The sequence below is a fragment of the Sorangium sp. So ce367 genome, assembly GCF_051520455.1.
Classification (GTDB): domain Bacteria; phylum Myxococcota_A; class Polyangia; order Polyangiales; family Polyangiaceae; genus Sorangium; species Sorangium cellulosum_B.
Map to the genome: position 1 here is coordinate 11,714,486 of NZ_CP150334.1, position 19,456 is coordinate 11,733,941.

The 19,456-nt window shown below is 71.3% G+C and carries 16 protein-coding genes; 9 read left to right on the top strand and 7 right to left on the bottom strand.

The genetic code is table 11. From position 1 onward, the window contains the following. Nucleotides 1-5: 5 nt before the first annotated feature. Nucleotides 6-1,307, top strand: a complete 1,302-nt coding sequence (locus WME97_RS44350; RefSeq protein WP_437547045.1) for a citrate synthase — start codon at nucleotides 6-8, stop codon at nucleotides 1,305-1,307. A 91-nt stretch (nucleotides 1,308-1,398) separates the two neighbouring features. Here the strand turns inward: WME97_RS44350 and WME97_RS44355 are convergent, their stop codons facing one another. Continuing rightward, nucleotides 1,399-2,604 (bottom strand): serine/threonine-protein kinase, encoded by a 1,206-nt coding sequence (locus WME97_RS44355; RefSeq protein WP_437547047.1) that lies wholly within the window; start codon nucleotides 2,602-2,604, stop codon nucleotides 1,399-1,401. A 91-nt stretch (nucleotides 2,605-2,695) separates the two neighbouring features. After that, entirely contained in the window at nucleotides 2,696-2,917 is a 222-nt protein-coding gene (locus tag WME97_RS44360; RefSeq protein ID WP_437296083.1) for a hypothetical protein, read from the bottom strand. 157 nt (nucleotides 2,918-3,074) lie between these two features. Here WME97_RS44360 and WME97_RS44365 point away from each other — a divergent pair, with 157 nt between their 5' ends. The 4 genes from WME97_RS44365 to ggt all read left to right on the top strand — a co-directional run bounded on the left by WME97_RS44365 (nucleotide 3,075) and on the right by ggt (nucleotide 8,391). Continuing rightward, a complete protein-coding gene (locus tag WME97_RS44365; RefSeq protein WP_437547049.1) occupies nucleotides 3,075-4,181 on the top strand; it encodes a hypothetical protein in 1,107 nt (368 codons plus the stop codon). Between the two features lie 7 nt (nucleotides 4,182-4,188). Further along, nucleotides 4,189-5,283 carry a WD40/YVTN/BNR-like repeat-containing protein gene (locus WME97_RS44370; protein ID WP_437547051.1) on the top strand — a complete coding sequence of 365 codons (1,095 nt, stop codon included), beginning with the start codon at nucleotides 4,189-4,191 and terminating at the stop codon, nucleotides 5,281-5,283. 430 nt (nucleotides 5,284-5,713) lie between these two features. Continuing rightward, nucleotides 5,714-6,313, top strand: a complete 600-nt coding sequence (locus tag WME97_RS44375) for a hypothetical protein (protein ID WP_437547053.1) — start codon at nucleotides 5,714-5,716, stop codon at nucleotides 6,311-6,313. 188 nt (nucleotides 6,314-6,501) lie between these two features. After that, nucleotides 6,502-8,391: a gamma-glutamyltransferase gene (gene ggt / locus WME97_RS44380; protein ID WP_437547055.1), complete on the top strand. Its 1,890-nt coding sequence runs from the start codon at nucleotides 6,502-6,504 to the stop codon at nucleotides 8,389-8,391. 91 nt (nucleotides 8,392-8,482) lie between these two features. Here the strand turns inward: ggt and WME97_RS44385 are convergent, their stop codons facing one another. Beyond that, nucleotides 8,483-9,226, bottom strand: coding sequence for a universal stress protein (locus WME97_RS44385; protein WP_437547057.1), 744 nt, complete (start codon nucleotides 9,224-9,226; stop codon nucleotides 8,483-8,485). A gap of 173 nt (nucleotides 9,227-9,399) precedes the next feature. Here WME97_RS44385 and purB point away from each other — a divergent pair, with 173 nt between their 5' ends. Both purB and WME97_RS44395 read left to right on the top strand, forming a co-directional pair. Then, nucleotides 9,400-10,698, top strand: a complete 1,299-nt coding sequence (gene purB / locus WME97_RS44390; RefSeq protein ID WP_437547059.1) for an adenylosuccinate lyase — start codon at nucleotides 9,400-9,402, stop codon at nucleotides 10,696-10,698. A 229-nt stretch (nucleotides 10,699-10,927) separates the two neighbouring features. Next, nucleotides 10,928-12,733, top strand: a complete 1,806-nt coding sequence (locus tag WME97_RS44395) for a DUF885 domain-containing protein (RefSeq protein ID WP_437547061.1) — start codon at nucleotides 10,928-10,930, stop codon at nucleotides 12,731-12,733. Between the two features lie 108 nt (nucleotides 12,734-12,841). Here WME97_RS44395 and WME97_RS44400 read toward each other — a convergent pair whose 3' ends face one another. The 3 genes from WME97_RS44400 to WME97_RS44410 form a co-directional block, all read right to left on the bottom strand. Further along, nucleotides 12,842-14,422 carry a lactate racemase domain-containing protein gene (locus tag WME97_RS44400; RefSeq protein ID WP_437547063.1) on the bottom strand — a complete coding sequence of 527 codons (1,581 nt, stop codon included), beginning with the start codon at nucleotides 14,420-14,422 and terminating at the stop codon, nucleotides 12,842-12,844. Between the two features lie 73 nt (nucleotides 14,423-14,495). Then, nucleotides 14,496-15,158, bottom strand: a complete 663-nt coding sequence (locus WME97_RS44405; RefSeq protein ID WP_437547065.1) for an HAD family hydrolase — start codon at nucleotides 15,156-15,158, stop codon at nucleotides 14,496-14,498. A gap of 129 nt (nucleotides 15,159-15,287) precedes the next feature. Then, nucleotides 15,288-16,055 (bottom strand): phosphoadenylyl-sulfate reductase, encoded by a 768-nt coding sequence (locus WME97_RS44410; RefSeq protein ID WP_437547067.1) that lies wholly within the window; start codon nucleotides 16,053-16,055, stop codon nucleotides 15,288-15,290. Nucleotides 16,056-16,133: 78 nt separating this feature from the next. Here WME97_RS44410 and WME97_RS44415 point away from each other — a divergent pair, with 78 nt between their 5' ends. Beyond that, nucleotides 16,134-17,120, top strand: coding sequence for an ArsA family ATPase (locus WME97_RS44415; RefSeq protein WP_437547069.1), 987 nt, complete (start codon nucleotides 16,134-16,136; stop codon nucleotides 17,118-17,120). A gap of 10 nt (nucleotides 17,121-17,130) precedes the next feature. Then, nucleotides 17,131-18,339 (top strand): hypothetical protein, encoded by a 1,209-nt coding sequence (locus WME97_RS44420; protein ID WP_437547071.1) that lies wholly within the window; start codon nucleotides 17,131-17,133, stop codon nucleotides 18,337-18,339. A 91-nt stretch (nucleotides 18,340-18,430) separates the two neighbouring features. Here the strand turns inward: WME97_RS44420 and WME97_RS44425 are convergent, their stop codons facing one another. Then, entirely contained in the window at nucleotides 18,431-19,456 is a 1,026-nt protein-coding gene (locus WME97_RS44425; RefSeq protein WP_437547073.1) for an NADP-dependent oxidoreductase, read from the bottom strand.

Here is a 19,456-nt window from a genome sequence, read left to right on the forward strand (position 1 = left end):
GAGGCGTGCAGGAGACCGCGAAGTTAACGCTGAAGAAGAACGGTGGGGAGCAGACGATCGAGTTGCCTGTCATCACGGGCACCGAGGGGGAGAAGGCGATCGACGTCGCGTCCCTTCGTTCGAAGACCGGGTACGTTTGCATCGACCCGGCCTTCGTCAATACGGCCTCGACCACGAGCTCCATCACGTTCCTCGATGGGGAGAAGGGCATCCTCCGCTACCGCGGCATCCCGATCGAGCAGCTCGGCGAGAAGTCGACCTTCGTGGAGACCTCGTACCTCCTGATCTACGGCAAGCTGCCGAGCAAGAGCGAGCTGTCCCGGTTCTCCACGCTGCTCACCCGGCACTCGCTGATCCACGAGGACATGAAGCGCTTCTTCGACGGCTACCCGTCGACGGCGCACCCGATGGCGATCCTCTCCGCGATGGTGCTCTCCCTGTCGAGCTACTACCCGGAAGCGATCGACGTGAAGAACACCGAGCACCTCGACATCACCATCGCGAGGCTGCTCTCCAAGGTGCGCACGATCGCGGCGTTCTCGTACAAGAAGTCGATCGGCCAGCCGTTCGTCTACCCGCACAACTCGCTCTCGTACTGTGCGAACTTCCTGAACATGATGTTCTCGGTCCCGGCGGAGCCGTACGAGATCGACGAGGACATCGTGAAGGTGCTGAACCTGCTCCTGATCCTGCACGCCGATCACGAGCAGAACTGCTCGACGTCGACGGTGCGCCTCGTCGGGAGCTCGAAGGCGAACCTCTTCGCCTCGGTCGCCGCCGGCATCTGCGCGCTCTGGGGCCCGCTCCACGGCGGCGCGAACCAGGAGGTCGTGACGATGCTCGAGGCGATCCGCGCGGACGGCGGCGACGTCTCGAAGTTCGTCAAGCTCGCGAAGGACAAGACCTCGAACTTCCGCCTGATGGGCTTCGGCCACCGCGTGTACAAGAACTACGATCCGCGCGCCGTCCTCATCAAGGCGGCGGCCGACAAGATCCTGGCGAAGCTCGGCATCAAGGATCCGCTGCTCGACATCGCGCAGCGCCTCGAGGAGACCGCGCTGAAGGATCCGTACTTCGTCGAGCGGAAGCTCTACCCGAACGTCGACTTCTACAGCGGCATCATCTACCGCGCGCTCGGCTTCCCCACGAACATGTTCACCGTCATGTTCGCGCTCGGGCGCCTCCCCGGCTGGATCGCCCACTGGAAGGAGATGAACGACGACCCGACCGGCAAGATCGGCCGTCCGCGGCAGATCTACACCGGCGAGAACGCCGTCGACTACACGCCGCTCGACGAGCGCGCGTGACCGCGGCGGGGCCCAGCGGCCCCGCCGGCACCTTCCACCGACGATCCCTTCCACCTGACGAGCGCGCCCTTGGCGGCGCGCTCGCGGCCCCTCAGCGGCTGAACACCAGCAGGACGACGATCATCGCCACGACGACGCCCGTGATGAGCGAGGCGCCGCCGACGAGCAGGAGCAGCTTGCCCGTCGACAGCTGCGAGAGCGACGCGCCGGCGCGGGAGCGCGCTGACGGGTCGTCGTCGAGCGTTCGCTCCGGTCGGCTCATCGAGTGCGAATGGCGAGGGGCCGCGGCCGGCTCCACCACGGTCGGCTGCGGGCGCGCGCTCGGCGACCCGCCGGCATGCAGCGGAGGCGCCGGTTGCGATATCGGCTGGCCGGCGCGGATCCGCCCCTCGATGACGGCCTGCGCGTAGGGAGGCAGCGCGCCTGCGCGTACAGCGCGGACGTCCGCGCGCATGGTCTCGGCGTTCGGGTAGCGATGGAACTTGATGAACGCCAGCGAGCGATCGACCACGGCCGCGACGGAGGGCGAGATCCCGGGCGCGACCGACGCGAGCGGCGGCGCGGCCTCGGTCGCTGCGGCGATGACCTCCATGGCCTCCGTCACCTCGCCGTGCACCTGTCGGCCCGCGAGCAGCCGGAACATCGTCGCTCCGAGCCCGAAGAGATCGGTGCGCCCGTCGATGTCGTGGATGAGCCCCGTCGCTTGCTCCGGCGCCATGTACGTCGCCGTGCCCATGATCATGCCCGTCTTGGTCGCGGTCTTCTCGGGCAGGCCGGTGAGCCCGTCGACGACGCGCGCGATGCCGAAGTCGAGCATGCGCACGCGCCCGTCGTTGCCGAGGTGGATGTTCTCGGGCTTGAGATCGCGGTGCACGACGCCGCGCGCGTGCGCGATCGCCAGCGTCTCGAGCACCTGGTCCGCGAGCGCGAGCACCTCGCCGGCCGGCATCGTCCCGGTGCGCGCCATCCGATCGAAGAGCGTCTCGCCCTGGAGCGCCTCCATCGTCAGGTAGGCGAGGCCCTCCTGCGTCTCGCCGGAGGCGAGCACGCGCACCACGCCGGGCACCGCGTCCGCCCCGCCGAGCGTGTTGCCGATGAACCCCTCGCGCAGGAAGCGCTTCCGCACCTCCGTGATCGCGTTGAGCTCCGGGTGCAACACCTTGAGCGCGACCTGAGAGCCGTCCGCCGCGCGCCCGAGCAGCACGCTCCCCATGCCGCCGGTGCCGAGCACGCGCTCGATCCACCACGTCCCGGCGAACGTCTTGCCGACCCAGTGCTCCGCGTCGTCGTCGTACACGAGAGGCGCCCTCTTTCGACCAGCGGCCATCCGAGGAGAGAGATCTCAGCGGCGAAGCCACTGGTAGGCCGCTCCGCTGCGGGCGCGCAAGCTAATTGATGGAGGTCGTGCCGAAACGGGGGTCGTCGTCAAGCCGCTCGGCCGCTGCCTTGAGCCCGGAGGCGACGCCCCGGAACGCGTCCGCTGGCATGCGAAACGTCACGCCAGGGCCGATGAGTGTCACGTGCACGGTGCCACACCCGCACCGGGTGATGCGTGTCGCCTCGTTCGAGGCGAGCTCGGTGTGTGGACCGCATTTCTTGGGCGCCGCCATGGTTGAACCTCTCCCACATCCTAGCAGCGCCGGCCAGCGCTCGACCACGACGCCCCGGCGCGCGACGGAACCATGCCCGCCCCGTGACACGAACGCCCTGAAATTGTGCAGCCGTGTATATCTCTCTTCATCGCTGCGCGATTGCCTGGAGGGACTCATGGCCGTTCGATGCCTGACGCTTGGTTTGCTTCCTGTCGTGCTGGGGATCGTGGCCTGCGTTGACGGGGGCGGGGGTGGGGGCGAGACGCCCGCGCCGGTCGACGAGTCGCTGCTCGATGTGCCGCCGGTCGGCCAGGGCTTCCAGATGCAGACCGAGGAGACCGAGGTGCCGGCGGGGGTCGAGCAGCAGGACTGCTACTTCTTCAAGGTCAGCGAGCTCGCCGCGTCGAACGGGCTGGACCCGGCCGCGCCGGTGAACCTCCACCGCGTGCAGATCGCGCAGCGCGACGGCTCGCACCACATGAACATCTTCCGCGTGAAGACCGTGAAGGGGCTGGGGCCGGAGGGCGGGCTAGTCCAGAAGAACCAGAACGGGGTCGGGGAGTGCTTCAAGAGCCCCAACTGGGCGGACTGGCCGCTCATCGCGAACTCGCAGCAGAACGGCCAGGTCGACTGGGAGTTCCCCGAGGGCGTCGCGAACGTCCTCGCGCCGGACGAGTGGCTGATGCTGCAGACGCATTACGTGAATGCGACGTCGCAGAAGACCCCCGAGGCGGTCGGCCGCGTCCGGGTGAACTTCTGGGCGCTTCCGGCCGCCGAGGTCAAGGCCGAGATGGGCACCGTCTTCGCGACCAAGCAGTCGATCCGTGTCTGTCAGTCGAACCCGACGCCCACGTTCGAGGGCTCGTGCCAGATCAACAGCCCCTCTCCCGTGAGGATCATCGGCGCCAACGGCCATTTCCACAGCCGAGGCACGCGGTTCGATATGTATGCATGGGACGGCAAGACCATCGGCACGCCTCCGGCCGCGGATCGCTTCTACACATCGAATGCGTGGGACGACCCGCCGATGCTCATCTCGCCGGAGCTCGACCGGGAGCTCCCGACGAACGGCGGCGTCTGGTACGGATGCACCTACGAGTGGCAGCAGCCGGACCCGTCCGTGGGGTGCAAGGGCCTCGACGAGTACGACGTGTCCAAGAACGGGACCGCCGACGAGTCGCTCGATTGCTGCTACACGTTCGGGCCGATCGTCGAGAAGAACGAGCACTGCAACATCTTCGTCTATTACTATCCGAAGCAGGACGACGTGTTCTGCAACTGAGCCCTCCATGGCGGCGCGCCGGCAGGACCTCTCCAGGCGGGTCTTCACTCCCATGCGCACCTGCTTTCACTCCATGGCTCTGGCGGCGCTCGGCGCGGTCGCCCTCACCGGCTGCCCCGGCGATCCTGCGAGGCCGCCCGAGCAGGAGCCGCCGGCGTGGCGCGTGCTGCTCGACGAGGGCGATCTCGACCGCGCGGTCCTCTCGATCTGGGGGACGGCGCCCGACGACGTGTTCGCCGTCGGGGGGCCGCTCGGCAACACGGGCCTCCAGGCGCTCGCGCTGCACTACGACGGGGCGAGGTGGCGCGAGCTCCCGGCGGGCGGGGAGACGACCTTCTGGTGGGTGGCCGGCTCCGGTCCGCAGGACGTCTGGATGGTCGGCGAGCGCGGCCGCGCCGCGCGGTGGGACGGCGCGACGTTCACCGAGCACGCGACGGGGACGGAGGCCACGCTGTGGGGCGTGATCGCGTTTTCACCCGACGATGCCTGGGCGGTCGGCGGCATGCCCGGCAGCGGCGCGGACGCGGAGAAGGACATCGTCCTCCGCTGGGACGGCAGCGCATGGTCGCGAGAGCCGCTGCCGGCGGCGACTGGCCGGGCGCTCTACAAGGTGTGGGGCGAATCGTCCGAGGATCTCTACGCCGTGGGCGAGTTCGGCGTGATCTGGCACCGCTCGGGCTCGACCTGGGAAGTGCAATCCGATCCGCCGATCGCGCAGGGCACCCTGTTCACGGCCACCGGCTGCAGCCGTGAAGAGGTATACGCGGTCGGCGGGAGAGACGTGCTCCGCTCGGACGGCGCGTCGTGGCGCAGGCTCGAGATAGAGCTCACCAACGACGTGAACGGCGTCGCCTGCGGCCGGCCGGGGGAGGTCGCGATCGTCGGGTATGGAGGGCTCAAGCAGCGCCTCATCGACGGGGCCTGGATCGATGAGTTCACCGAGGAGCCCTACGCCGATCTCCACGCCGTCTGGGCCGACGGGGAAGGGGCCTTCTGGGCGGTCGGCGGGGACTTCCTTAGCCAGCCGACTCCCGGCAGAGCCCGCAAGGGCGTGGTGGCGCGCTACGGAACAGGGCAAATCGCCGACACTGTGAGCCGCTGATCACCACGTCGCAGGTATCCTCACCTGCTCGGACATGCCCTTGGTGTGGCATGGCGCATCATGGGACCGTGAACTCGTAGATACGCTGTGGCCGAGCGGGCACGAGCAGCGAGACTTTTTTCTTGGGAAATGCTTCAAAGGGTGGCGCTGGTCGTCCGATTGCAACACCTGCGGAGACCACACGCGGATCCCGCGCTCTGAACCCAGGAGAATTGGCATGCGACGGACCATTGCTCAGCTTTTTGTGAGTGCGTTTACTTTTGCAGTTCCTGCGCTGGTTGCCTCCACTGCATCAGCCCAGCCCAATCCATGTGGAAACCTCCAGCTCGCGGCGGCCGGTCAGTGTGAGATTCGCACCGAGGGCGGCTGTGAAGGCTACTGCGAGCCGGTCCGTTTCGAGGCGGAGTGCTCCGGGCGGTGCACTGGCGGCGTGCAGGCGTCGTGCACGGGCCAGTGCCAGGCGGACTGCGAAGGCGAGTGCACCGCCGACCCGGGGAGCCTGAGCTGCGAGGGGAGCTGCAAGGCGAGCTGCACGGGGAAGTGCGAGGCGAGGTGCGAGGCGAAAGCGGGTAGCGATGCCGGCGCGCGGGCGGACTGCGAGGCGTCGTGCTCGTCGAGCTGCGAGGGCGAGTGCAGCGTGAGCTGCGAGGCGACGCCGCCGAGCGCCTCGTGCGAGGCGAAGTGCGAGGCGAGCTGCGAGGGGGAGTGCAAGGTCGACGCGAACTTCGACTGCAACTTCAACTGCACGTCCGAGCTCCGGGGCGGGTGTGAGGTGCAGTGCACCACGCCGGATGGCGCGCTGTTCTGCAACGGGCAGTACGTCGATATCGCCGGCAGCATGGAGGAGTGCAAGAACTGGCTGCTCTCGCAGGGCGTCGACGTGGAGTTCCACGCCGAGGCGGAGGCCGAGGCCAGCGTCTCCTGCGCCGCCGCGCCGGGGTCGTCCTCGGCGCCGTTCGCGGGCACCGGGCTCGCGGCGCTCGCCGCCGGCGTGGGCGTGGCTGCGGCGCGTCGCCGCAAGCGGTCCTGAGCGGGGCTCGGTGCCCCTGACTGCGCGGGCGCCGCCCTGCGGCGCGCCGGCGCGCCCTGAACCGAAGCGCGCCCGCGCGCCCTGAACCGAAGCGCGCCCGCGCGCCCTCACCCACATCCCGGGCCGGGTCGCCCCGCGCGACCCGGCCCGGCTCTCTCCGGCACCGGTGTAGATTCGCGCGCACCCTGATGACCCTGCTCCGTCGTTCGAAGCCGCGCTGGGCGCTCGTCCTGGCGCTGCTCGCAGGCTGCGAGGCCCGCACGCCGCCCGCGCCGCACCCGGCGGCGCCCGCAACCTCGGGCGCGCCGGCCGTCGCCAGCGCGAGCGCCGGGGCGTCGGCCGCGAGCGCCGCCGCGGCGCCCACGGCCGACGTCGCGGCGCCGGAGCCGATGCCGCCGGTGCCGCCGATCGCGCTCGCCTCGGGCGGCCCGCGGGCGGTGCGCGGCGACGCCGGGCTCGTGACCTCGGTCGAGGAGCACGCGACGCGCGCGGGCGCGGACGTGCTGCGGCGCGGCGGCAACGCGGTCGACGCCGCGGTCGCCGTGGCGTTCGCGCTGGCGGTGACCCACCCGAGCGCGGGCAACATCGGCGGCGGCGGCTTCATGCTGGTCCGCCTCGCGAACGGCGAGACGCAGGCGATCGACTTCCGAGAGGCCGCGCCCGCGTCGGTGACCACCGAGTCGAACATGGCGATGCTGCGCGCCGGCGGACACGGCTATGCGTCCGCCGGCGTCCCGGGCTCGGTCGCCGGCCTCGCCCTGGCCCACGAGCGGTTCGGCACCCGCCCGTTCGCCGAGCTCCTGGCCCCGGCGATCTCCCTCGCGCGCAAGGGGCACCGCCTCGGCGCGCGGCAGGCGCTGACCCTGCGCTGGGCGTGGCCGCGGCTGAAGGCCGATCGGGCCGCGAGCGCCATCTGGGGCCGGGGCAAGGCGCCGGTCGCCCAGGGCGAGCTGGTGCGGCAGCTCGATCTCGCCCGCACCCTCGAGACGCTCGCCGCGGAGGGGCCGCGCGCGTTCTACGAGGGCGCCATCGCCCGGCAGATCGCCGGCGCGATGCGCGAGCGCGGCGGCCACATCAGCGAGAGCGACCTGCGCGCCTACCAGGCGAAGTGGCGCGCGCCCCTCCGGTTCTCGTACCGCGGCTTCACCGTCGACACGATGCCGCCCCCCTCGATGGGCGGCGTCGCGCTCGCGGAGATGATGCTCACGCTCGAGCGGCTCAAGGCGCACGAGGCGCCCGCCGACTCGGGGCTGTCGCTGCACCTGTTCGTCGAGGCGGCGAAGCGGGCGTACGCCGATCGGCGCAAGGTGAGCGCCGACCCCGACTTCGTGGCGCCCGAGACGGCGCAGTTGCTCGCGCAGCTCCTCGACGGGGCCTACCTGATGCGCCGCAGGCCGCCCGTCGACCCGGAGCGGGCCACGCCGGCGGGCGACATCGCGGCGCCTCTGGGCGCCGTCGCCCAGGAGTCCCCGCAGACGACGCACTTCTCGGTGATCGACGCGCAGGGCAACGCGGTCTCGTGCACGACCACCCTGTCGGCGAGCTTCGGCGCGAGGATCGTGATCCCGGGCACGGGCATCCTGCTCGCCAACGCGCTGGGCGCGTTCTCCGAGACGGGGATCAACGCGGTGGCGCCGGGCAAACGCATGGCGAGCTCGATGACGCCCACCCTCGTGAGCCGCGACGGCAAGGTCGCGCTCGTCCTCGGATCTCCCGGCGGCGACACGATCCCGAACACCGTCGTGCAGGTCCTCCGCAACCTGGTCGATCACGGGATGACCATCGACGAGGCGGTCCGCCACGCGCGCATCCACCACCAGTGGATGCCGGATCGCGTGCGCGTCGAGCGGCTGACGCCTCCGCCGCAGGCCGCCCTCGACGACCTCGCGCGGCGGGGGCACGCCCTCGTGATGGACCCGATGCCGATCGGCGACGCGAACAACCTCCTCGTCGACGCGGCCGGCGTTGCGTGGGGCTACGCGGACACGCGGGAAGGGGGCAAGGCCGAGGGCGTCAGCGCGCCGGACAAGCTCGACCCGGCGGCGCAGGCCGACGCGCAGTCGTCGAGCGCGCGGTAGTCCGCCGCGCGGGCATCGAGCGCGCGGTAGCCCGCGCGAGCGACCCGAGCGCGCAGATCGCGCGCTCGGTGGTCCCCCGCGCGCCTCCGCGTCAGCGCAGCCTGGGGTCGTAGTTGGCCGCGTCGGCGTCGTCGTCCTCCTTGGGGCGCACGACGACGACCGGGCACGGCGCGTTTCGCGCGATCCGATCGGCCGTCGAGCCGCCGAAGAGCCGCTGCAGGGGCGACTGCGGGTGCGTGGCCACGACGATGAGATCGGCGCTGAGCTCGCGGGCGAGCGAGACGATGGCCCGGTCCGGCCGGCCCGTGCGGAAGTGCATCGCCATCAGCCGGGCCTGGCCGTCCGCGAACCGGTGCTGGAGCACGCGGAGCGACGGCGGCGACGACGCGCCCGGCGTCGTCACGTCGCGCACTGCAGGGGCGACCTGCCGCGGGCCGATGACCACGGCGTGGATCTCCGTCTCGCCGCGGAGCGCCGCCAGATCGAAGGCGAAGCGCCACGCCCGCCCGCCCGGCTCGGACAGGTCCATCGCGACCACCACGATGTACGACTTCACCCGGCGACCCCCGCGCACGCTCGCGCGGGTCTCGCTCGCGGGCGCCGGCTCGTTCACGACAGCCGGCGCGCTCGCGGCGGCGGCCGCGCCGCCAGCGCGCCCCGCCGGCTCGCGGCGCCCAGGCTCGGCCCGCGGGGGGAGCGGCGCCTGGCTGACGGCGTCCGGCTCGCTCGCCCCTGCGGGCAGCGTCTCTGGCGGCGCGTCGCCCGCCGCGTGGGGCGTGCGGGCGAACGACCTGCCCTGATCGGCGCGCGCAGGCGCCGGTGCTTCGGTTGGCATCGCGCCAACGTTTGCCGCGCGCCGCGCGTCCGCAAGCGCCCCGCCCGACGGCGCCGGTCGCGCGCGGCGTGGCCCCGCGCGGGCGAGCAGCACGAGCCGGCCCCCGCGCGCCCGGACCTCCCGGGGCCACTCCATCCTTGACGCACCCTCCAGACCTTCGCAGCGTCCCGCCCATGATCCCCCGCTACACTCCCGCTGAATTCGAAGAGCTCTGGTCGCCCGCCACCCGATTCTCGACCTGGCTCGAGGTGGAGCTCGCCGCCTGCGAGGCGATGGAGGCCGAAGGGCTCGTGCCCGCCGGCATCGCGAAGGGGATCCGCGCGAAGCAGCTGACGCTCGATCCCGAGCGGATCGAGTCGATCGAGCGCACGGTCAAGCACGACGTCATCGCCTTCCTGACGCACGTCGAGGAGCTCGCGGGCGAGGGCGCGCGGTGGCTGCACCGGGGGATGACCTCGAGCGACGTGCTCGACACGAGCCTCGCGGTGCTGCTCGTCCGCGCGACGGACCTGCTCTCGGCGCGGCTCGAGAAGCTCTGCAGCGCGCTCGCGCGGCGCGCGGACGAGCACCGGCGCACACCGATGATCGGCAGGAGCCACGGCATCGCCGCCGAGCCGATCACGTTCGGCCTGGCGATCGCCGGCCACCTCGCGGAGATGAAGCGCGGCAGGGCGCGCCTGCTCGCGGCGCGCCAGGCGATCGCGGTCGGGAAGATCGCCGGCGCGGTCGGGACGTACGCGCACCTGTCGCCGCGCATCGAGGAGCGCGCGCTTGCCGCCCTGGGCCTGCGCCCCGAGACGGTCTCGACGCAGGTCGTCGCGCGCGACCGCCACGCCGAGCTCTTCACCGCGCTCTCGCTCATCGCGGCGGGCATCGAGCGGCTCGCGACCAACGTGCGGCACTGGCAGCGCACCGAGGTCCGCGAGGCGGAGGAGCGCTTCACCGTGGGCCAGAAGGGCTCGAGCGCGATGCCCCACAAGCGCAACCCCATCCTCAGCGAGAACCTGTGCGGCCTCGCGCGCATCGTGCGCGCGGCCGTGATCCCGGCGCTCGAGAACGTGCCGCTGTGGCACGAGCGCGACATCTCGCACTCGTCGGTCGAGCGGATGATCGCGCCCGACGCGACCTCGACGCTCGGGTTCATGCTCGACCGCGCCGCCGGGCTCGTGGAGGGGCTGGTCGTCTACCCCGAGAAGCTGCGCGCGAACCTCGACAGCACGGGCGAGCTCTTCTTCAGCGAAGCGGTGCTCCTGGCGCTCGTCCAGAAGGGCAGGCCGCGGCAGGCGGCCTACGAGCTGGTGCAGCGCTGCGCGATGCGCGCGATCGCGGGCGAGGGGCGCTTCCGCGACAACCTCGCCGCCGACGCCGACGTCGCGGCGCTGCTCGCCCCGGACGAAATCGCGCGCTGCTTCGACCTCGACCACGCGCTCTCGCACGTGGACACGATCATCGATCGCGCGCTTCGCGATTAGCTCCACGCACCAGGAGGCCTGCCAGGGATCCAGCGGGAGATTTCAACGCAAAGGCGCAAAGACGCAAAGGCGCAAAAAAGATAATAAATTCATGCGTCTTTGCGTCTTTGCGTCTTTGCGTTGAAATCTCTCTCCGCTCGCGAGGCAGGGCCCTGGCAGGATCGCTGACCCGAGGTACTGGCCGAGGCCGTTGATCTGCACAGGGCGCTCTGAGAGGCTCCGGCCCGCCATGGCCGTCGCCCCTCATCCCTTTCTCCGCCGCCTCCGCCGCTGGCTCCCGAGCCTCCTCGCGCCGCTCGCGGCGCTCGCCGCCTGCAGCGGGAGCGCCTCGGCGCCGCCTCCGTCTCTCGGCGCGGCGCCTCCTCAGGCCGCGGCGCCCCCTCAGGCCGTGGCGAGCGCCGAGCCCGCGCGGCCAGCGGAGGCGCCGCGCGAGCCGTTCACCGCGCTGCGCGATCGGATCCTGCGCGAGTGGGTCGCGGACGAGCCGGCCTTCGCGCGCTCGCGCGGGCTGCACGAGCAGGACGGCAAGGTCTCCGACTACGGCGCTGCCGCGATAGAGCGGCGGCTCGCGCGCCTCGAGCGCGACCGCGCGGCGCTCGCCGCCGTCGACGCCGCGGCGCTCTCCCCGGACGAGGCGCTCGACCGCGCGCTGCTCCTCCAGCAGATCGACATCAAGATCTTCAGCGGGAGGGACGTCGAGGAGTGGCGCCGGCGGCCGCAGTTCTACGGCGATCTGTTCGGCGTGAACCACTACCTCGATCGCGCGTACGCGCCGCTGCCCGAGCGCGCGCGGCGCCTCCTCGAGCACGAGAAGGCGGCGCTGGCCCAGGTGCCGCGCGTCCTCGAGAACCTCGTGAGCCCGATGCCGAAGCCGGTGATCGAGGTCGCCGTGAAGATCTTCCGGGGCTACGCCGAGTACCTGCGCGGCGATGTCGTCAAGCTGCTCAAGGGCGTGGGCGACCCGGCGTTCCAGGCCGATTTCGAGAAGACGAACGCCGCGCTCGCCGACGCGGCGGAGAAGCTCGCCGAGCACCTCGCGAAGGTCGAGCTGCCGAAGGGCGACGCGAGCCACGTGCTCGGGGAGGCGCGGTACCGGAAGCTCCTCCTCGCGCAGGAGGGTCTCTCGATGCCGCTCGCCGAGTTCAAGAAGATGGGCGAGGACGACCTCGCGGCGAACAAGGCGGCGTACCAGGAGCTCGCCAGGAAGGTGAAGACCTCCCGGCCGAAGGCGGAGCAGCTCCTCGCCGAGGCGACGCGGATGATGGAGTCGGCGCGCAAGTTCCTCGTCGACAAGGAGATCGTGAGCCTCCCGTCCGACGAGCGGGCGATCGTGAAGGAGACGCCGCCCTACATGCGCTGGAACGCCGCCTTCCTCGACGCGCCGGGGCCGTTCGAGCGGAAGGGGCTCGAGGCGTTCTACTACATCACGAAGCCGGACCCCTCGTGGCCCCGGAAGGAGCAGGAGGAGTACGTGATGCTGCGAGGCACGCTGCTCTCGACGACCGTGCACGAGGTCTACCCGGGGCACTTCGTCCAGTTCCTGTGGGAGAGCCGGGCGCCGACCGAGACGCAGAAGATGTTCGGGAGCTACTCGTTCGTGGAGGGCTGGGCCCACTACGCCGAGCAGGTGATGATCGAGCAGGGGTTCGGCAAGGAGGACCCGCAGAGCCGCCTCGGCCAGCTCGCGGACGCGCTGCTGCGCAACTGCCGGGTGGTCGTGTCGCTCGGGGTGCACGCCGAGGGCATGGGCCTCGACGAGGCCGAGCGCCGCTTCGTCGACGACTGCTTCCAGGACCGCGCGACGGCGCGGGAGCAGGCGGTGCGCGCGACCTTCGACCCCGGCTACTTCGCCTACACGCTCGGCAAGCTCCAGATCCTGAAGCTCCGCGACGAGGCGAAGGCGGCCCTCGGCCCGGCGTTCTCGCTGCGCCGCTTCCACGACGCGCTCCTCTCGCACGGCTCGCCGCCGCTGCCGCTCGTCCGCGAGCGCGTGCTCGCCGAGCTCAGGGCGCCGGCGAGGAAGCAGCCTTTATAAAGCCCCTGTTCTAAGGTGCCCAGCGCGCTGGCCGCGCCTTCAGCGTGCGCACGTCCATCGCGTCGCGCCACGCCTCGAAGCGGTCGCGCGGCACGCCCCGCGGGCGCGCTAAGCCGTCACGTCGGCCATGAAGATCGGCGGAGTGTGCAGGGCCAGGATCTCCGGCGCGGGCGGGGCCGACTGCTTCGCCATCCGCAGCGCCTCGTCCATCGTGCGCGCCGTCTCCCAGCCGAGCAGCTGCGGGATGTACTCGTTGTCGGCGCCGACGACGATCATCCGGCCGATGTGCTGCCGCCCCGCCTCGCCCCAGTACCACATGAAGAACGGGTGGGTCGGGTGGTACGCGTGCCCGAAGCGGTACATCTCGATGTACGCGGGGTTCTCGGAGAACTTCTTCTCGTACCGCTTGTGCAGCTCCATCGCGTCCCGCGTCTCCGGCAGGAGCCGGTGCACGAACTCGATGTACGGGGCGTGGTGCTCGTTGTCGAACAGGTCGGTGCAGGGGTGGAGGATGATCATCGTCCCCCCCTTCTTGAGCATCGGCGCGCCGCGGTAGAGGTTGAACAGGTAGCCGTTCGCCATCACCTGCACGAGCAGCGGGTTCAGGAACGAGTTCACGTTGTACGGGCTGATGTACGGGATGCCCGTGATCAGGATGTCGGCCTGGCCCGAGACCGGGACGAGGTACTGATCGAAGCTGCGCTTCAGCGTGTGCTCGTGGACGGCCTCGGTCTCGCCGGCGAACACCCCGGTCACCCCGAACGGCGAGGGGACGCGCTGGAAGATCGCCTGGCGCGCGGGCTGCGGCACCTTGGAGAGCGTGAAGCGGAGGGCGCGCAGCGCGCTCTTCTCGCCCGCGCTCAGGTCGTCCTCGTTCTTCGCGAGGAACTCGAGCGGGCGATCGAACATGCGGTTGTTGATCGTCGTCTCGATCGTGAAGACGTTGAGCTTCTTGTTGGCCAGCCGGCCCATGCGCTCGACGCTCGTGTGCAGCGCGGAGCTCTTCGGATCCATGTACGAGTAGCAGTCGCGCATCACCCGCGGGTTGTGGTGCGCGCGCAGGCTCCGGTACCCGCACAGGCCGACGGCGACCGACTTGTGCCCGCCGTCCATCGGCACGAGGTTGAGGTTCACGTAGATCACGAGGTCGCTGTCGACCGCGCGCTTGTTGAGCTCGACCTCCTCGCCGACGTCGGTCGTGCCGACGTACTTCATGTTGGCGGCGTTCTCGGCGTCGTGGTTGTAGAGCCGCTTCGGCCAGTAGGCGTTGAAGATCCGGTCGCCGACGATGTGGCGGACCTCCCAGTCCTTCATCCGCCGGTGGACGCTCGTGGCGATGATGATCTCCACGTCGTCGACGCCGTAGTCGGCGAGCAGGTCGAGCACGATCGTGAGCACCCGCTCGCGGATGTCGGGGCGCTTCATCTGCGGCAGCGGCAGCGAGATGTCGTCCACCGCGATCGTGACCTTCATCCCCGGGCGGAGCTTCGCGTAGAGCGGCTCCGAGTTGTGCGGGTGGTTGATCGCGTAGCGGATCGCGGCGTCGACGTCCTTCAGCGGCTCGATGGGCGGCTTCGCGTAGAGCACCCGGGTGCCGGTGGGCAGGTCGACCTCGACCAGCTGGTCGCCTGAGAAGAGCACCCGGGGGGCGCTGCGGCTGTCTAGCGTGACGACGCAAGGATGGCTCATGGGACCTTCAGAGCAGGGGGTGCGACGTGTTGGGCTGGATGGTGGCCTCCCGCCGCCGGCGGGGAGGCAGGGGTCATGCGGCGAGGTGGAGGATCGGCCAGTGGTACGCCTGCGCGAGCATCTTGAGCTTGCGGTCCGGGTTCACCGCCGCCGGGTAGCCGACGACCGAGAGCATCGGGACGTCCGAGTAGCTGTCCGAGTAGGCGAAGCACTCGTCGAGGTCGTGCCCGTGCGCGTGGGCGTGCTCGCGGATGAGCCGCGCCTTCTCGGGCCCGGCCACCACGGGGCGCAGGAGCTTGCCCGTCGCGAACCGATCCTTCACCTCGAGGCGGTTCGCGATGATGCCCGTCGCGCCGAGGTGCTCGGCGAGCAGCTGCATCAGGAAATCGAGCGCGCCGGAGATGAGGATGACGTCGTGCCCCTTGTCGAGGCTGCACTTCACGAGGTCCCGCGCCTTGGCGTAGATCGCCGGCTTGAGCACCTTCGCGAACGCCTCCTCCGCGAGCGCCACGAGGCGATCCTCGGAGACGCCCTCGAACGAGCTGAAGAGCAGCTCGTTGAAGAGGCGGCGATCCTGGAGCTCCGCCATCGCCATCCACGGCGCCTTGACGATGGCGCGGCCGAGCTTCGCGAGGCTGTGCATCGGCGTTGGCTGGTTCAGCATGTAGAACACCGTCGGGTGCACGAGGTTCGTCGTGACCAGGGTGCCGTCTACGTCGAAGTAGCTCGCCGGCATGCGAGGCAAATCTCCCTGCATGCCGTTTGAGTCAAGATCGAGCTGCCGCGAACCGGTGTTCGCAGGCGATCGTCACGCCGCGTCGAGGTGCCACGCCGCGTCGATGGGCTCGTGCACGTCGTCGCGCCGTCACGCGGCGAACAGGCGCTCGTACCGGTCGTCGAGGTCGACGCCGCCGTCGGTGTCTCCCCGGTCCACGGGGTTGATGCCGCAGTACTCGACGCTCGCCAGGTGGCGCCAGCGCCCGGCGCGCTCGGGCTCGTCGGGCAGCACCGGCGTCGTGCAGGGGAAGCAGCCGATGGTGCGGAAGCCCATCCCGTGCAGCGGGTTCTCGAGCGCGTCCTCGTGCGCGGCGAAGTACGCGTCGAGCTCCTCGCCGGTCAGCGACGCGAAGGGGTGGACGCGGAGCGTGTTGTTCGCGGGGTCGAGGCCGAACGGCGCGACCTTGGCGCGGGCGCCGCCCTCGCCCCGCCGCAGCGCCGCGACGAGCGCGTCGTAGCGGCCCCGGATGGCGCCCAGCGGGGCCGATTTGCGGAGGTCGCAGCAGCGCTCCTGGCCCTCCTTCGAGAGGTAGAGCAGCCCTTCCTCGCGCGTCTGCTGCGCGAAGCTGCGCTCGGGCGACAGCGTGACGACGCGCAGGTTCGGGTGGGTCCGCGCGAGCTCGTCGCGCGTGGCGAGCGTCTCGGCGTGGAGCACGCCGGTGTCGACGAAGACCACGTCGAAGGAGAGCCCGGCGCGGTCGGCCATGTGGCAGAGCGCGGTCCCGGCGCGCTGCATGCTGCTCATGATGGCCGCGCGCGGGCCGAAGGACTCGCGGACGAAGCGGAGGAGCTCGACGGGCGACGCGCCCTGGAAGCGTCGGTTCAGCGGTTCGAGGTGTCGCTCGGTGATGCGCATGAGCGATGGATAGCAGAGCCCGTTTCCTTGATCCGGGTTGCCTTCGCCTGAGCTTGCGCCTAACTCCGCTATCGCGGAATGACCAGCGCCTATCAAGCCTCAAAAGCGGGCGGGCTCGGCCACGACCTGCCGGAGCTCGAGCGCCGTCGCTTCCTGTTCGTGACGGGCAAGGGAGGGGTCGGGAAGACGACGATCTCCGGCGCCCTCGCCCTCGCCTTCGCCGCCCGCGGCAAGCGCGTCCTCGTCGCGATGTGCCACACGAAGGAGCGGCTCTCCGCCATCCTCGGCTCGAAGCCGATCGGCCCGGAGGTCATCCAGGTCGCCGAGCGCGTGTCGGCGGTGAACATCGCGCCGGACAGGGCCCTCCGGGAGTACGGCGAGATGGTCCTGAAGATGCGGGCCGCGGCCGATCTCGTCTTCGACAACAAGTACACGCGCACCTTCTTCCGCGCGGTGCCCGGGCTGTTCGAGTGGGCGATGCTCGGCAAGGCGTGGTTCCACACGACGGAGCTGCTCCCCGACGGCTCGAACCGCTTCGACGTGGTCCTGCTCGACGCGCCCGCGACGGGGCACGGGGTGGACATGCTGCGGGTGCCGAAGGTGATCCTCGACGTGGCGCCGCCGGGCATCCTGCGCCGGGACGCCGAGGCGGCGTGGGCGATGTTCAGGGATCCCGCGCGGAGCGGGGTCGTCGTCGTGACGCTCCCGGAGGAGATGCCGGCGACCGAGACCGTCGAGCTCGTGGCCGAGGTCCGGGGCGACCTTGGCCTGCCCGTCCACCGGGTGATCATCAACGGCGTGCTGCCGGCGCTGTTCTCGCCCGAGGAGCAGCGGGCGCTCCTCGTCGACCCGGCGCGCCTCGACATCCAGGCGCCGGCGCGCGCCGCGGATACCGTCGAGAGCGCCTTCGTGGCCGGCGCGCGGCGGGCGATGCGCGAGTCGGTGCAGCGCGAGAGCCTGGCCCGCCTGCGCCGCGACCTCGACCTGCCCACCGTGATGCTGCCGTTCCTCTTCGACGAGGCCTCCACGGTCGCCGGCACGCGGATGCTGGCCGAGCGGCTCTGAGCGGGGGCGGATGCCGGCGGCCCTGCTGCGAGCGAGCCCGCTGCTCCGCGACGGACGGGCGCTGCTCGACGCCGATCGCCTCGTCCACGCGGGGGTGGCCGACCGGCGCGCGAGCTTCGAGCTCGCCTTCGCCGCGATGCCGCCGCACACGGGTTTTCTCGTGGTCGCTGGGGTCGAGGCGGCGCTCGAGGCGCTCGCGGCGGACGGCGCGCGCTTCGACGCGGCGGCGGTCTCCGCGGCGCGCGCGGCGTGCGGCCTGAGCGACGCGCTCGAGGAGCGGCTCGCCGGCGCGACGCTGTCGGTCGACATCGACGCGATGCCCGATGGGACGATCGCCTTCCCGGGGACGCCCGTGGCCTCGGTGGAGGGGCCGTTCATCGAGGCGCTGCTCGTGGGCGCGCTGCTCGCGCCGGCGCTCCGCCGAGGCACGGCCGCGGCGACGCGGGCCGCGCGGCTCCACATCGCGGCGGGCGGCGGCGACATCGTCGACGGGTCGTCGGCGAGCGTGCCGTTCGCCGACGAGGCGCTCGCGCTCGCCCGCGCCGCGCACGTGGGCGGCGCGGTGGCGACGACGAGCGCGCTCGCGGCCACCGCGCTCGGCATCCCGTTCCGCGGTGAGGCGGGGATCGACCTCGGCGAGCTCGCGCCGCCGCCGTCCCCGCTCGAGGGCAGCTGGCCCTGGTACGCCGATCGGATGGTCGACCTCGGGGGCGACGACGAGGAGGCGCTGCTCCTCGAGGCGAGGCGCGTGGGCGGGAGCGCGGGCGGCTGGGTCGCGTCGGGGCTCGGGGAGGCCGTCGAGGGGCTGCCGGCGGCGCGCTGCGAGCTCGTGGCGCTGGAGGAGGCGGGCGCGTGGGCGCTCCGGCAGGGCACGAGCGATCGCGGGGACGTGATCGCGGGGCGGAAGATGGTGGCGCGCTACTACGACGAGGCGGGGCGCGCGGCCCTCGACGTGATCCACCTCGCGCACGAGCGGATGCTGGCGCCGCGCGCGCTCGGGGTCGCGAGGCTCGCCCCGCTCGCGCGCGCGGCGATGCGCGGCGGGCGCGCGCTCGAGTCGCCCGAGCCGGCGAGCGCCGGGCGCGAGCGCTCCCTGGCGGCGCGCCAGCTGCTGCCGGACGCGGTGGCGCTCCTGCGCGCGCCGGCGAGGTACCCGGTGCAGTTCTCGCCGGCGCTGATCGCGCTGCGGGAGCCGGAGCCGCCGGGGGTGCTGCGGTAGCTTCCGGAGCCGACCACGCCGCCGAGCTTCCGTACTTCAGGGATGAGGTACTGCCCCGCCTCGTCGACATGGGCGTCGCCGGCCTGGCTGACTAGTCGGAGACCTTGATCAGCAGCTTTCCGATCTTGTTCGGCTGGAAGAGCATCCCCAGCGCATCCGGGGTGTTCTCGAGGCCTTCCACCACGCGCTCGCGCCATTGGATCCTGCCCTCCTTGATCCAGCCGTGGATCTTCTCGAAGGCCTCGGGGAAGCGCGCTTGATGATCGCTGACGACGAAGCCCTGCACCCGGAGACGCTGCATCAGGATGAGCGGGAAGCGCACAGGGCCCGGGCGGGGCTGTTTGTCGTTGTACGTCGAGATGAGGCCGCAGATCGTGACCCTGCCAAAGAGGTTCATCTTGTCGAGCACGGTGTCGAGGATGTCGCCGCCCACGTTCTCGAAATCGATATCGACGCCCTTCGGACAGGCGCGGTCGAGCGCCGCCGCGACATCCTCGGTGCGGTAATTGATGCAGGCGTCGAAGCCGAGCTCCTCGGTCACATAGCGGCACCCGGCGTCGCTGCCGGCGATGCCCACCACGCGACAGCCCGCGATCTTGCCCATCTGGCCGACCAGGGAGCCCACGGAGCCGGCGGCGCCGGACACGACGATGGTCTCGCCGGGCCTCGGCTGCGCGATATCGAAGAGGCCGACGTAGGCGGTGAAGCCGCCGGTCACGTGAAGCGGGCAGAGGAAGGCGCCGAGCGGGAGGTCCAGCGCGGGCAAGCGCGTGAGGGCGAGGTCGCCGGGCGCCGCGACGTTGTAGTCCTGCCAGCCGAGGAGGCCGGAGACGAGGTCTCCTGCGCCAAAGTCGGGGTGGCGTGATCGCTCGACGACGCCGACGCCGAGCGCGCGCATCACCTCGCCCTGGTTCACGGGCGGCATGTACTGCTTCGTGTCGCTCATCCAGATCCGGTTCGTCGGATCGACGGACAGGTAGCGCGTGCGGACGAGGACTTCGCCGTCGCCAGGCTCCCGGACCGGCGCCTCGCGGAGCTCGAAATGGCTGCGGTCCGGCGGGCCCTCGGGGCGCGCCTTCAGGATGTAGTGGCGGTTGGAGAGGGACGAGGTGCTCAT